Raw genomic sequence first — 13214 nt, 5'->3', positions numbered from 1 at the left:
CTTTTTATGTTTATTGAGGTCGGCCTGAGGCCTTGCACAAATCCCTGTAGGAGTGAGCCTGCTCGCGATAGCGCCTTGTCTGTCACATCAATGCTGGATGTCACACCGAATCGCGAGCAGGCTCACTCCTACATTTGAACTGTGGTGAATCAGAGGGGACTCACCACTCGGCAAAGCTGCCATCGGCATGGCGCCAGATCGGGTTGCGCCAGCGATGGCCGACCGCCGCTCGCTCGATCACGTATTCCTCGTTGATCTCGATGCCCAGCCCCGGGCCGTTGGGGATCTTCACGAAGCCTTTGTCGTAATCGAACACGCGCGGATCCTTCACGTAGTCGAGCAGATCGTTGCTCTCGTTGTAATGGATGCCCAGACTCTGTTCCTGGATAAACGCGTTGTAACAAGCCGCGTCCAGTTGCAAACACGCCGCCAGCGCAATCGGCCCCAGAGGGCAATGCAGCGCCAGGGCGACGTCGTAGGCTTCGGCCATGTTGGCGATCTTGCGGGTTTCGGTAATGCCGCCTGCGTGGGAGGCGTCCGGCTGGATGATGTCGACATAGCCTTCGCTCAACACGCGTTTAAAGTCCCAACGCGAGAACAACCGCTCGCCCAGAGCAATCGGCGTGCTGGTCAGTGGCGCCAGTTCTTTCAAGGCTTCGTAGTTTTCACTGAGCACCGGTTCTTCGATGAACATCAGTTTGTACGGGTCGAGTTCCTTCATCAGCACTTTGGCCATAGGCTTGTGCACCCGACCATGGAAGTCGACACCGATACCGACGTTCGGCCCGACCGCATCCCGCACGGCGGCAACGTTGGCCAGGGCGAGGTCGACTTTTTCGAAGGTATCGAGGAACTGCAGCTCTTCGGTGCCGTTCATTTTCACCGCGGTGAAACCCCGGCTCACCGCCTCTTTCGCCGCACGCGCGGTGTCGGCAGGACGGTCGCCACCAATCCACGAATACACGCGGATCTTGTCACGCACCTGACCACCGAGCAGATCACTGACCGAGACACCGAGAGCCTTGCCCTTGATGTCCCACAGCGCCTGGTCAATACCGGCCAGCGCACTCATGTGAATGGCGCCGCCCCGGTAGAAGCCGCCGCGATACAACACCGTCCAGATGTCCTCGATGTTGCGTGGGTCTTTGCCGATCAGGTAGTCGGACAATTCTTCCACGGCAGCAGCAACGGTGTGCGCGCGGCCTTCAACCACGGGCTCGCCCCAACCGGTCACGCCCTCGTCGGTTTCGACCTTGAGGAAGCACCAGCGCGGCGGCACGATGAAAGTGGTGAGTTTGGTGATTTTCATCTGCTTGTCTCTCTTATTTGGATGCAGCGCACGCAGCGCCAAAAAAGTCTTAGCGAAGAGCCTTCCACGCGGCCACATAGGCTTTGGCATTGTCCGCCACTTGCTCCACCGTCATGCCCGGTTTGAACAGCCCGGAGCCGAGCCCGAAACCTTTCACGCCGGCGTCGATGAACACCTGCATGTTGTCCGGCGTGATCCCGCCGACCGGCGCCAGCACCGTTCCGGATGGCAATACCGCGAGCCAGGCTTTGACGACCGCCGGGCCCATCTGCTCGGCCGGAAACAGCTTGAGAATGTCCGCACCCTCCTCCAGCGCCGCGAACGCTTCGGTCGGCGTGGCAACGCCCGGCGACAGGTACAGGCCCGCCGCTTTCGCTGCCCGCAACACCTTGGCATCGCTGTGCGGCATGACAATCACTTGGCCGCCGGCCTCTTTCACCAACTCGACCTGTTCCGGGGTCAACACCGTGCCGGCGCCAATCAGGCAATCGGCGGGCAAGGTCTTGCGCAGGATGCGGATGCTTTCGTACGGCGAAGGGGAATTGAGCGGTACTTCGATAACGCGAAATCCGGCCGCATACAGGACTTCTCCGACAGCGGCGGCTTCCTGCGGGTGCAGGCCACGCAGGATCGCGATCAGACCGTTTTGTGCCAGTGCTTGCTTGAGCATTTCAGGCCTCCAGTCAGGGTTAACGGGATGAGGAATCAATCAGTCCGGCGGCCAGCGCCAGTTGCCACAGACCACGCTCGGTGGCCTGCTCGGCCAGCGTCACTTTGGCAAAACCGCAGGCGTCGAGGGCACGGCTGTAGCGCGCACAGAGTTGCGCGTTGCCGATGAGGACGATCGAAGGAAGATTCGGGTTGTTACGGCGGCGACGTTGCACGGCAGCGAGCGCTGCCAGCTCATGGCCGATCATCAGACCGGACAGATAATCGGCTTGCGCCGTAGGGCTCAGTTCACCGGTCAGGCCCAGTGTTCGGGCACTGAACAAAGTCGACAGCACACCGAGTTCGCCGTCAGCCGACAGCGCGATCTGCACGCCACGGTCAAACGCCTGACCATCGAACGCCGCGCCTTGCTGCTGGGTTCGACCAAGAATGCTGTGTTCGCTGAGCACGGCGAACACTTCACCGGTCATGAACGTATCGAAATGAGTGATGCAGCCATTGACCACTTCCACCCATTTCGAGTGACTGCCCGGCAGGCCAATCAATAGATCTCTGCCCGCCTCGACCGGCAGATTTTGCAGGACGCCGAGGACTTGGGTTTCTTCGCCGCGCATCACGTTCGGCAAACGCGAACGCTGAATCACGCCTGGCACGATGTGCACCTGCGTGCCGCGCAGACTGATAACGGTTTGTAGGGAGTTTCCGAGATTGGCGACATTTGCCGGCGTTTCGCAGTAGGCCGCTTCGCGCCAGCCCTGCGCACTGCCGACCATGCCGCAAGCGATCACCGGCAGATCCGGCTGCGCATCGAGCCAGTCGCCGCAAGCCTGATCGAAGGCCAGTTCAAAACCGTCGGTGCATTCGCGACCGTTGATGACTCGCGGCGTCTTCGGTAACTGCATGATCCCGGACGACAGCGAACGCTGCTCCAGCACCACACCATCCGCCGCGAGTTTGTAAGCACGTAAGGAGGTCGTCCCCCAGTCGAGCGCGATCAATTGCGCCTGCATCGCTTCACCTGTTTTGTTTTTGGCAGTGAGTGCGACGGACTATAGACCTCTCAAGCTGAAAATCTCAATATGTAATTTTACATCCCATATTATGGGACTGAATTAGTCCAAGGAGTCCAACGCTCAACGACGTCAAGACTCGTTTTGATGATGACCCTCAATGTTTCGTGCTCAGTGGATCCGACCTCATGCGTACGGCCTTTCTCGTCAGTTATTCCGGGTTCCAGACGCCCGTCACCGCGAATGATGGTGTACGCCGCAAAGGGTGCCGGGGTTTCCTCTGAACCTGAAACAATCCGCAACTTCGTCTTGCTCGGTGCGAACGAGGCCAGCATGCCGGCGTAGGGCACATCACTGCAGAGCCCGAGACTGTCGATCTGGTCATATCCCAGCGCCAGTTCATAGCGCCAGCGCACGATGCACACGGAAGCAGGAGGCAGCAACGATCTCGGTTGATCAGATTGTTTGAGGGAAATACGCGGTGGTGCCACACGGGGATTTTCGATTGCAGCAATGAATCGCGATGTAGGCATGTACATGACTTTCGAGTAATACGCCACGAACGGAAATGCCGTGATCGCTACCTTGCACGGAATGTATTCCTGCGGCTTGAGGATCTGCACCAACTCGACCGGTCTGATGTAGTTGTGGCCGTCATTGATGGCGTGATTTTCGACGCTGATATTCGCGAACATCTCGTACCGACGATCGCCCTCGATCAAGCGCATGCCGCTGACGATTCCCGACGCTTCCAAAACGATTTTGTGCTCAACGGAAAAATCCGTATCACCATTCAACGAGCAATGAATCCAGGTGCCGATCTGCCCTCGTCGGCCATGATCCTCATACAAATCAATCAGGTTTCGGTCTGAGGTGAAACGCAGGTCATAGTAGGAATAATTTTCGTGATTGATCGAGACAAACTCGAGCCTGGCGGGGGGGACATTGAGGTGCAGGCATGATGAACACAATAAAAAACCCGCAACCAATAAAACCTTGTAGATACTTCGCTTCATTCGTTGTTCATCCTGAATCACGCACACGGTTCAAACTGCTGAAATGACTCTTCAAGATCACTCGCTAAATACACAGTCCGATCGCGACTCACTCAAATTCGACTTGTTTATCCAGAGAGCAAACAAGTCAGCTTTGTCACTCTGATCGAACGAGTTCTTTTAGAAAGTCTTTGGAAGGGATACGCATAAACTCCGAAAAGTAGGTTTTATATTTTGTTGTATTCACTCTGAAGGTACATACGACAAAATCGTTCGCCATTAAAGCTCCGCGCAGAGCATCACCATCAAGAATACGCTCCTTACCCTGCACTTCTCCGGTCTCTCGAAAAATAACCCGAGCGATATACTTTCCTTTCGAAGCGCTTTCACTCGTCTCAACGATACCGTTACCGTAGAGCTTCTGATAATGCCCAATGGAAAAATCCAGATCATCGCCCAAGGCACAAACCAGTCCCTCGCCAATTTTAGACTGAAACAACCCCAACAGATCCGTATTACTTGAGAAGCTTATGAAAAAAGAACTTCTGCTTGGGCTAATTGAAACACTCTTATAATCAAGCGCAGCAATTGGCCTGCCATGATTCGAGGAACATGAGCAACACAGTAATACGGCAAGCGCTAAAAAAAATCTGTTCACAGTTTATTTTTCCCTGAGATAGCCGAGTATCGACTCTGCCAATAGTTGACGAGCGGACTTTCCTCCATCCAGTTTTTGATCGAACATGATATCCGCATCGGCGTGGTTGACATCAACACGACCACTGACATTGGGACCTGAAGTTATCTCCCATTGCTCACCAAAGTCCGCGACAGTATCAGATATGTCTCGATTGTTGATTTTCGCCGCACGGATATTTATCCAGAACTCTGCCTTTGGTTCCGGTTTTCGCCTGTAAATGGTTGAAATTCCGTAAACGATTTTTCCCTGCCCCACGGGGTCTATGGTGATCAGCATTTTTACTTTGTAACCCTTATCGGTCAAAACACTGGAGAGGTGTGCACCGTTCCAACCGCCCAAACTATGCCCGATGATATAAACAGGCGTAGTTTTATCAGGAACCTCAACCAATACGTTTTTAGCCAGATCTTCATCCGTCAAGAACTTATTATAGGCCAATGCTTTCATATCGCATTTCGACAAATAACATAACGCGTCAGCATCAGCCTCTACTTTGGTGCGAACATGACTCACGTTCCAGTTTGGCCCGCTGACGTAGTAACGCTCCTGATCTCCCGCACCACCGACAAACAAGATAAAGACTTTCTTCATGCTGATAGCAATGACTTTGGCGCACTTATCTTCTGGCTTGGTTAACTCAACGTTTCCCACGTCTCTTTTAGCCAAAGGCTCAACGCCTGGCGCATTTTCTCCTGCCATATCAATCACTCAACAAATAATTTAATAGTTTCAGGTAAATGCGAACTGACGGTATGCGTAAATCCCGAAGCATCCGTAACGCCATGTTCTTCACTGCCGTCACCGCGCTGAATCGTGTAGGGGTGATCGGGCACGGGCTCTCCCGTCGCCTCATTCACCACCTGCAATCTGTCGGTAAAATGCACCGGCATCGGCAGCAACCCACTAAACGCCGCCCCTCCGCCACTCTGGCCAATAATCACCGTCCCCGAACCTCCGACTACGACATTGCCATGCCCGCCGGTGCTATCAAGGGTGGCGGCGTTCAGGCCGTTGATGAACACAGTGCCGGAGACAGCGCCGGTAATCGGACTGCCACACGCAGATTTATCAGTCATACGCGCAGCAGCAAGACCGTCGAAGAAGACGTTCGGCGAACCGGAGACGATCGGGTTGGTGCCATGGCCCGGCAGTGGGCAGTCGGTCGGGTCGGTGACGCGGGCGGCGGGTTTACCACTCAATTCAAAGCTCCTTGCTTCAGAGATTCCGGATGCGGCTGATGGATATCGATGTCGGTCGCGGCGAAGCGCCAGCGGTTGTCGACGGGGTCGAACAGTGCGTGGCAATGCTCACGGCTGTCTGGGGTTGCAGCGGTTTGCAGATGTCGCCAGGCTTCATCGACGTGCCACGCCAGCTCGGCAGGCGTCGCATCGTCCAGCTCGTTGAGCCAGGCGTTGTAGTTGCGCAGGTGATTGCGCTCGTACGTTGATTGCAGCAGATCGGCCATTTGCGTGCCGAGGTCCAGATGATGTCCGGCCGTCCACTGACCGATCTCGGAATAGACGTACCAGCCCATCGGCATCAACGCATCGTCCTTGAGCAGCGAATGCCCGACAGGGACGACGAAACCGCAACAGATGTGCAGCATCAGCCAGCCTTGATGAGCGTCGATAAACGCCGTTGGATCGAAGGTGCGCAGCGGTATCACGCGGTAATCGTCGAGCCCGGCACTGCGCGTCATCAACTCGGCATCAAGGCATGAAACGAACGCACGAATGGCGGTACCGCCCGTACGATTTGTCATACAGAGAATGTCGACCGGTTGACGCTGGGGGTTGTCGGTCGAGCCCGAGTTTTTCACCAGGCCATACAGACGCATTGACGCCCGTAGTCCGCTCATCGCCGATCACTCGTTGACGCAGCGAATACTCCACGGGCGTGGAGAAAGAGTGCCAGAGGCATTGCAAGAGTCGTCCGTGAGCGCGCAAAAATGGCGCGTAGAATGCCGGACTAGAGCGCTGGCGACAATCGAATTAGTGCTGAATTGCCATCATTGTTTTCAGCCCTCGGCGAACTCGCGCAAGACCTTGCCATCCATGCGATAACGCACCCACTCTTCCTGCGGCTGGGCGCCGAGGGATTTGTAGAAGTCGATGGCCGGGGTGTTCCACTCCAGGACACTCCACTCGAAACGGCCACAGTCGTTGTCGCAAGCGATTTTCGCCAGGTGGCGCAGCAGGGTTTTGCCGGCGCCGCCACCGCGTTGCTCGGGGGTGATGTAAAGGTCTTCGAGGTACAGGCAGTTGCTGCCCAGCCAGGTCGAATAGCTGAAGAAGAACACCGCGAAACCGATTGGCAACCCGTCGCGCAGGCAGATCAGGCCGTGGGCGGTGGCGCCTTCGCCGAACAGGCTGCGTTCGATGTCGGCGACGCTGGCGATGACTTCGTGACGGGCCTTTTCGAAATCTGCCAGTTCGGTGATGAAGGCGAGGATTTGCGGTGCATCGCTGGGGGTCGCCGGGCGGATCTCGATCGTCATGGACGGGCCTTGTCGGAAAAGGAAAACGCCATACTAAGGCCGCATTGCTTTTGTGGCGAGGGAGCTTGCTCCCGCTTGGCTGCGAAGCAGGCATAATCCAGGAAATGCGATCTGCCTGATCCTCTACATCGATGGGATTCGGGGCTGCTACGCAACCCAGCGGGAGCAAGCTCCCTCGCCACAGGGTTTCACTCAGACCATAAACAGGATGTCTATGTCAGCTACAGCTTTTGCGCCTTTGATCGATCTCGCTGCCGAGTTGCTGCCCCATGCTCTGGAACCGTCGGACGACGGTGCCCACGACATCGCCCACTTGCAGCGGGTCTGGCACAACGTGCGCACCTTGCACGCCGAAGAAGGAGGCGATCTTGAGGTACTGCTCGCCGCCACGCTGCTGCACGATTGTGTCGCCATAGAAAAGAACTCGCCGCTGCGTTCACAAGCCTCACGTCTGGCGGCGGAAAAAGCTTCGGCGGTATTGGCAGAAATGAACTGGCCGGAAGAAAAAATCGCCACCGTCGCCCACGCCATCGAAGCCCACAGTTTCTCCGCCAACATCACCCCACTGACCCTCGAAGCAAAAATTGTCCAGGACGCCGACCGCCTCGACTCGCTGGGCATGCTCGGCGTCGCCCGCACGTTCTACGTCGCCGGGCGTATGGGTTCGGCGCTGTACGACCCCGAGGATCCCGAAGCGAAACACCGCGACTACGACGACAAACGTTTTTGCCTCGATCATTTCCAGACCAAACTGCTGCACCTCGCCGAGGGTTTCCAGACCGGCGCCGGCCAGCGCCTGGCGCAAGAGCGCCATCAGCGTTTGAAGGGTTTCATGGAGCAGTTCAAGGAAGAGATCGGCATCGTCTGAGCGCGTTACTCCGGCGCACGACGATCCTGACTTCAGCAACCTCAGACCTAAGCCCTGTGCCTGACGTGTTATCTAGATGACGCTGAATTTTTCCGGTCAAGGAACCGCGTCATGTCGCAAGCCACCCCTCAGGTCTCGGGCAAGCTGTTTGGCCTGTTCTGTCTCGCCAGTTATCTGCTGTCGCTGTCCTATGGCTCGACGTTTCTGCTGTCGCTGTTGATCAGTGCTCGCGGCGGCAACGAACACGACGCCGGCAGTGTGATTTCGGCGGCGATGCTCAGCACGTTTGTGGCGGTGCTGGTGTCCGGGCATCTGTCGGATCTGTTCGGTGCGGCGCGTTCGATTGCGCTGTTCGGCGTGCTGTTGGTGGCGGCCAGTCTGGGCTTTGCGCTGACGCCGGGGTTTGGTCAGCTGTTGTTGTTTTTTGGCTTGCTGCTGGGCCTGGGCTGGGGCGTGTTTTACACCTTGGGACCGATCATTGTCGCGAGCCTGGTGAGTCCGGCGCAGCGGGCCAAATATTTCGCCCTGCTGTCGGGCAGCATGATGACCGGAATCGGCAGCGGCCCCTTGCTCGGGCGTGCGGCGAGTGCCATGGGGCTGCCGGTGACGTCGGCGTTTTATCTGGCAGCGTTGGCGAGCCTGATTGGCGTGCTGCTGTTCTGGTTGCTCGGGTCGAGATTGCGCAGTAGCCAAGCCACCAGCGCGGCAAAAATCTCCTGGCGCGCAACCACGCAAGTGCTTGGTTCGCGGGCGCTGTTCCCGATCATCATGGTTGGCCTCGGTGGCTGCGTATTCGGTGGCCTGTCGAGTTTCCAGACCAGTTACGCCACCGCCCGCTCGCTGGATTATTCGCTGTTTTTTCTCGGGTTCATGAGCGCGGCAATCAGCAGCCGGATGCTCATCGCAGGTTTCGTGGTCAAGCGTGATCCGTTGCGTGCATCGTGCCTGCTGTCGGGGTTGATGCTGACTTCGATTGTGCTGTTTGCGTTCGGCGTACACAGCGCTTTCAGTTATCTGCTGGCAGCGCTGATGCTCGGGGTCGGTTACGGCCTCACCTATTCGGTGATCAATGGCCTCGCCGCCAACGAAGCGCCAACCGGCACCACCTCGCAGGCCCTGCTGCTGTTCAGTCTGTCGTACTTCATCGGCGTGTTTGGCTTTCCGTTGCTGGCGGGGAAAATCATTGTCGAGCACGGCATGACGACGTTGCTGTTGACGGTATTGATCGTGGCGCTGGCCAATTGGTTGATCACCCTTGGCCGCTTGCTCTGGCGGCGAATCAACGTCAAAACCGTAGCGGCGAGTTAGACCGTTCGTCGTTCATCAGGCACCAATCCACACCAAGGGCAGACCAACGACAGGTAAGGATTCCAATCACTGGAGACGCCCTATGATCCCGTCAAGGTTGACTGCCCTCATCTTCACCGCCCTGCTCTGCCCCGCGGCGTTCGCCGCCACCGCTGCAGGAACCGGCCCGACCGACCCGGTCGAACGCCCCAAAGCCCCCGCCATCCAGAGTGCCCCCGGTATGAACACCGATGGCTCCGGCGTGGAAAACGCTCTGCCGCCGGCCACCGGCACCGACCCGCGCACCCAGGGCAATGATCCGGGGCGTCAGGGTGGCACGTCCGGCAATCCTGTCCCGCCTGATAATTCCGGCACCGGCATCGGCTCGAAAACCACCACCGGTGGCTCGGGCTCTGAAGGTTCCGGTCAGTAGTTCGCCGACGCGAGCGTCCTATTCAATCCATGAAGAGGTAACCATGAACGTCGATAAAAACCTGGAAAAAGAAGTCCTCACCCGCCTGCTGCACGCCCACCCGAGTGGCTTGGGCAAGGAGGTGCTGGACAATTATCGGGGCGAGAAAGTCGTGGCCAGTGCCCTCGCCGCTTTGCAGGATCGCGGACTGATTCACCACGGACACGTGACCTGCAACGAGGCCGGCGAACATTCGTTGAACCTGCCGATCAAGCTCAGCGCCGCAGGCGTTGAAGCGGCACGCAAGCTCGATAGCTGAACAAGCTGATCGTGTGATCGTTAATCATGTAGGAGCTGCCGCAGGCTGCGATCTTTTGAACTTGAAGATCAACAGATCGCAGCGTGCGGCAAGCTCCTACATGGATATACAGCTGTCGAAGCAAGGAGAAATCCCATGCCTCGTGGAAGCAAAAGCAAATACACCGCCGAACAGAAGCGTAAGGCCGAGCACATCGAAGACAGCTACGAGAAAAAAGGCCTGTCGAAGGATGAAGCCGAGGCGCGAGCCTGGGCGACGGTGAACAAACAATCGGGCGGCGGTGACAAGGCCGGCGGTTCGGGACGCCAGAAACCGGCGAGTGCCAAGGCCGAGGATCGCCATGAATCGGCGCGGCGCGCGGTGGCCAGTCGCGACGGACATTCGCGTAACAGCAAGGCTTCGCGGGATGTGCAGACCGTGGACAGTTTGAGGAAAGAGGCGCGGGCGAAGCAGATTCCAGGACGGTCTTCGATGCGCAAGGATGAATTGATTGAGGCGCTGCGAAAAGCCAGTTAGGGTCAGGTTTTTCGGGGGAATTGATGGCCCCTTCGCGAGCAGGCTCACTCCTACAGGGGATCGTGTTGTTCACAAATCACTTGTAGGAGTGAGCCTGCTCGCGATAGCCATTGATCAGCCGCCGCAGGACTCGCGGATAAACGCATCCACTTCAGCAGTCCCCGGCGAGGTCGCCGGCCCCCAACGCGTTACCGCCAAAGCCGCCGCCGCATTCGCCCGTCGTGCCGCTTCATGGGCGGACAAGCCGCCAGCCAATCCCGCGACAAACACCCCCGCATGCGCATCGCCAGCGCCATTGCTGTCCACGGCGGTGACAACAAACCCCGGCACATGCCGACGCTCGTCCCGCTGATGAATCCAGCAGCCTTGCGGCCCGTCGCGCACCACCATCAACACGTCGGCAGGCAGATGTTCGGCGAGCCGATCCAGCGCTACGTCAATCTCGTCAGCGCCGGTAAACCGCAGTGCCTCGACACTGTTGCTGGTCCACACATCAATGCGCGGCAGCAACGCCTGCATCAGCGGCGAGTCCGGCGACTTCACCAGCGGCCCCGGATCGAACACCACATGGATTGTCTCCGGCAACGCCAGCGTCCAGTCGAGCAACGCCTGCGCCTTGCCCTCGTGGAGCAGGCTGTAACCGCTGAGGTAAACGTAATCGCCTGCCTCCGCCGCCACGCTGTTCAGATCATCGATCGTCACCTCACCTTCGGCGCCGATGTAGGAAATGAAACTGCGCTCGGCCGACGCATCGGTCAGCGCCACGCACAAGCCGGTGTCGCGCTGCGCAGGCTGGCGGATGCCGATGTGAATGCCTTCCGCGTTCATCGCCTGGCGTGCCAGATCGCCGAAACGACCGCTGCCATGGCGGCCCAGATAGACCACAGGCAAACCATTACGCACCGCCGCCGCCATCACGTTGAAACCGCCGCCGGCCTCGAAACCGGCGGATTGCGCCAGCACATCGCCGCCGATCTGCGGCAGTTTTTCCACGGCCATGACCAGGTCGATGATGACCTGGCCGGTGTGCAACATTTTAGGCATGAGCATTCTCGGCTTGCGCGGCGCGGCGATCTTTCGCCCCGCCGAGTACAAAGTAAATGCCACCGGCGACCACGAACGTCACGATCCAGCCGAGGCCGTTGTGGCCCAGCCACGAGTCGGACAGAAAGCCCTTGAACCAGACGTTCTCGGCGGTGGTGCCAATGGTGGTGAAGCTGAAGCCGAGCACGATGGCAATTGCCCACGCGCCGAACGCGCGCCACTCGATACCGCCGCGATACCAGTAAGCGCTGCTCGGGCTCACATCGAGCAAGTCTTTGGGGCTGTAGTAGTGACGATGAATCAGGTCGACAACGAAGATCCCGACCCACGCGGTAATCGGCACCGCCAGCAGGGAAATGAAGGTGATGAACGGGCCGTAGAAGCTGTCGGCGATCAGCATGAAGTAGATCGAACCGGCAAAGATCGCGACGATATCGACCACCACTGCGTAGACGCGCTTGACCTTGAGACCGAGGGTCAACGTGGTCAAACCGGCGGAGTAGACGGACAGGTTATTCGACAGCAGCAGGCCACCGAAAGCGGTGATCAGGTACGGCACCGCCATCCAGGTCGGCAGCATGTCGCGGATCGCCACGATCGGGTCGGTCGCCGAGGCCAGATCATTGTTGCCCACCGACAGCAAGCCGCCGAGGGTGATCAGCAGCACCAGCGGAATGCCCGCGCCGAACGCAGCAGAAGCGACCAGCCGCACGGCTTTGACACTGCGGTGCTGATAGCGCGACATGTCTGCACCGGCGTTGGCCCAACCGATACCAGTGCCGGCGGCCATGGTGCCGATGCCGATGATCATCGCGCTCATCGGTGCTGGCGTGGCGTTGAACACCGCGTTCCAGTCGATGGTGGCGCAGAGGAAACCGCCGACCAGAATGTTCAGCGCGCCGAACACGTAGGTCGCCCACTTCTGGATCACCAGCAAGGTCGCATGGCCAAGACCGGACACCGACAAGGTCAGCAGGACGAAAATCGCAATGAAGATCAGCGTCAGCACCGGCGCACTTTTCGCCTCGACCGGCGAACCGAACAGGATCGAGCACAGCGACAGCAGCACGAATGCGGCGGTGGTGGTGTTGACGGTTTCCCAACCGAGACGCGACATCAGCGAGACCAGCGTCGGGCCGATATTGCCGCGCACGCCGAAGATCGCTCGCGACAACGTCAGGCTCGGTGCCCGACCACGACGACCGGCAATCGAGATGATCCCGACCACGGCGAACGAACCGGCGGCGCCGATGATCGCGACGATAATCGCCTGCCAGATCGCCAGGCCGCGAAAGGCGACCAGCGTGGCCCCCAGCGGCAAACCGAGAATGGAAATGTTGGCGGCGAACCAGACCCAGAACAGTTGCAGTGGATGACCGTTGCACTCGGCTTCCGGCACCGGTTCGATGCCGCGGGTTTCCAGTTGCCCGGCGCTTTGCCCGGCGTTTGATGAACTCATGAACGTGCTCCTGTTTGCCTTTTTTGTGGTTGTGGCAATAACTCAAAACAACTTGCTTTTGTGGCGAGGGAGCTTGCTCCCGCTCGGCTGCGCAGCAGTCGTAAATCCAGACAATGCGGTTTTTCTGAC

Annotated in this window: 16 protein-coding genes; 5 read left to right on the top strand and 11 right to left on the bottom strand. The window is 58.3% G+C overall.

What is annotated here, in order from left to right; all coding sequences use genetic code 11:
• Positions 1-160 precede the first annotated feature (160 nt).
• The 9 genes from dgoD to JFT86_RS15020 form a co-directional block, all read right to left on the bottom strand.
• Complete coding sequence (dgoD, locus tag JFT86_RS15060) at positions 161-1309, bottom strand: galactonate dehydratase (RefSeq protein WP_007908327.1); 1149 nt, start codon at positions 1307-1309, stop codon at positions 161-163.
• Between the two features lie 49 nt (positions 1310-1358).
• On the bottom strand, positions 1359-1979 hold the full coding sequence (locus JFT86_RS15055; RefSeq protein ID WP_201237267.1) for a 2-dehydro-3-deoxy-6-phosphogalactonate aldolase: 621 nt from the start codon (positions 1977-1979) through the stop codon (positions 1359-1361).
• 19 nt (positions 1980-1998) lie between these two features.
• The gene (locus JFT86_RS15050) at positions 1999-2988 is read right to left on the bottom strand and encodes a 2-dehydro-3-deoxygalactonokinase (protein WP_201237266.1); all 990 of its coding nucleotides are present in this window, start codon (positions 2986-2988) and stop codon (positions 1999-2001) included.
• A gap of 89 nt (positions 2989-3077) precedes the next feature.
• A complete protein-coding gene (locus JFT86_RS15045) occupies positions 3078-4004 on the bottom strand; it encodes a hypothetical protein (RefSeq protein WP_201237265.1) in 927 nt (308 codons plus the stop codon).
• A 136-nt stretch (positions 4005-4140) separates the two neighbouring features.
• On the bottom strand, positions 4141-4482 hold the full coding sequence (locus tag JFT86_RS15040) for a hypothetical protein (protein ID WP_242489488.1): 342 nt from the start codon (positions 4480-4482) through the stop codon (positions 4141-4143).
• A gap of 162 nt (positions 4483-4644) precedes the next feature.
• Positions 4645-5382, bottom strand: coding sequence for an alpha/beta hydrolase (locus JFT86_RS15035; protein ID WP_201232369.1), 738 nt, complete (start codon positions 5380-5382; stop codon positions 4645-4647).
• 5 nt (positions 5383-5387) lie between these two features.
• A complete protein-coding gene (locus JFT86_RS15030; protein ID WP_201237263.1) occupies positions 5388-5882 on the bottom strand; it encodes a PAAR domain-containing protein in 495 nt (164 codons plus the stop codon).
• A complete protein-coding gene (locus tag JFT86_RS15025) occupies positions 5879-6541 on the bottom strand; it encodes a hypothetical protein (protein ID WP_201237262.1) in 663 nt (220 codons plus the stop codon). The genes JFT86_RS15030 and JFT86_RS15025 overlap by 4 nt, the downstream gene beginning before the upstream one ends.
• A gap of 159 nt (positions 6542-6700) precedes the next feature.
• Positions 6701-7180 (bottom strand): GNAT family N-acetyltransferase, encoded by a 480-nt coding sequence (locus JFT86_RS15020; RefSeq protein ID WP_103306682.1) that lies wholly within the window; start codon positions 7178-7180, stop codon positions 6701-6703.
• Between the two features lie 214 nt (positions 7181-7394).
• Between JFT86_RS15020 and JFT86_RS15015 the strand changes: the two genes are divergently transcribed.
• The 5 genes from JFT86_RS15015 to JFT86_RS14995 all read left to right on the top strand — a co-directional run bounded on the left by JFT86_RS15015 (position 7395) and on the right by JFT86_RS14995 (position 10582).
• On the top strand, positions 7395-8048 hold the full coding sequence (locus JFT86_RS15015) for an HD domain-containing protein (protein WP_201237261.1): 654 nt from the start codon (positions 7395-7397) through the stop codon (positions 8046-8048).
• A gap of 111 nt (positions 8049-8159) precedes the next feature.
• On the top strand, positions 8160-9356 hold the full coding sequence (locus tag JFT86_RS15010; protein WP_201237260.1) for an MFS transporter: 1197 nt from the start codon (positions 8160-8162) through the stop codon (positions 9354-9356).
• Positions 9357-9438: 82 nt separating this feature from the next.
• Positions 9439-9768, top strand: a complete 330-nt coding sequence (locus JFT86_RS15005; RefSeq protein WP_166224718.1) for a hypothetical protein — start codon at positions 9439-9441, stop codon at positions 9766-9768.
• A 43-nt stretch (positions 9769-9811) separates the two neighbouring features.
• A complete protein-coding gene (locus tag JFT86_RS15000) occupies positions 9812-10066 on the top strand; it encodes a hypothetical protein (protein ID WP_092279308.1) in 255 nt (84 codons plus the stop codon).
• 135 nt (positions 10067-10201) lie between these two features.
• Entirely contained in the window at positions 10202-10582 is a 381-nt protein-coding gene (locus tag JFT86_RS14995) for a Rho termination factor N-terminal domain-containing protein (protein ID WP_201237259.1), read from the top strand.
• Positions 10583-10696: 114 nt separating this feature from the next.
• Here the strand turns inward: JFT86_RS14995 and JFT86_RS14990 are convergent, their stop codons facing one another.
• Together JFT86_RS14990 and JFT86_RS14985 are read right to left on the bottom strand one after the other, a co-directional pair.
• Entirely contained in the window at positions 10697-11626 is a 930-nt protein-coding gene (locus tag JFT86_RS14990; protein ID WP_201237258.1) for a PfkB family carbohydrate kinase, read from the bottom strand.
• Positions 11619-13085 carry a cytosine permease gene (locus tag JFT86_RS14985; protein ID WP_201237257.1) on the bottom strand — a complete coding sequence of 489 codons (1467 nt, stop codon included), beginning with the start codon at positions 13083-13085 and terminating at the stop codon, positions 11619-11621. Before JFT86_RS14985 ends, JFT86_RS14990 begins: the two co-directional genes overlap by 8 nt.
• Positions 13086-13214: the final 129 nt, after the last annotated feature.

Source organism: Pseudomonas sp. TH06 (genome assembly GCF_016651305.1).
Taxonomy (GTDB): Bacteria; Pseudomonadota; Gammaproteobacteria; order Pseudomonadales; family Pseudomonadaceae; genus Aquipseudomonas.
Note: the sequence above shows the minus strand (reverse complement) of the source record. Positions and strands in the feature narration are given on the sequence as shown.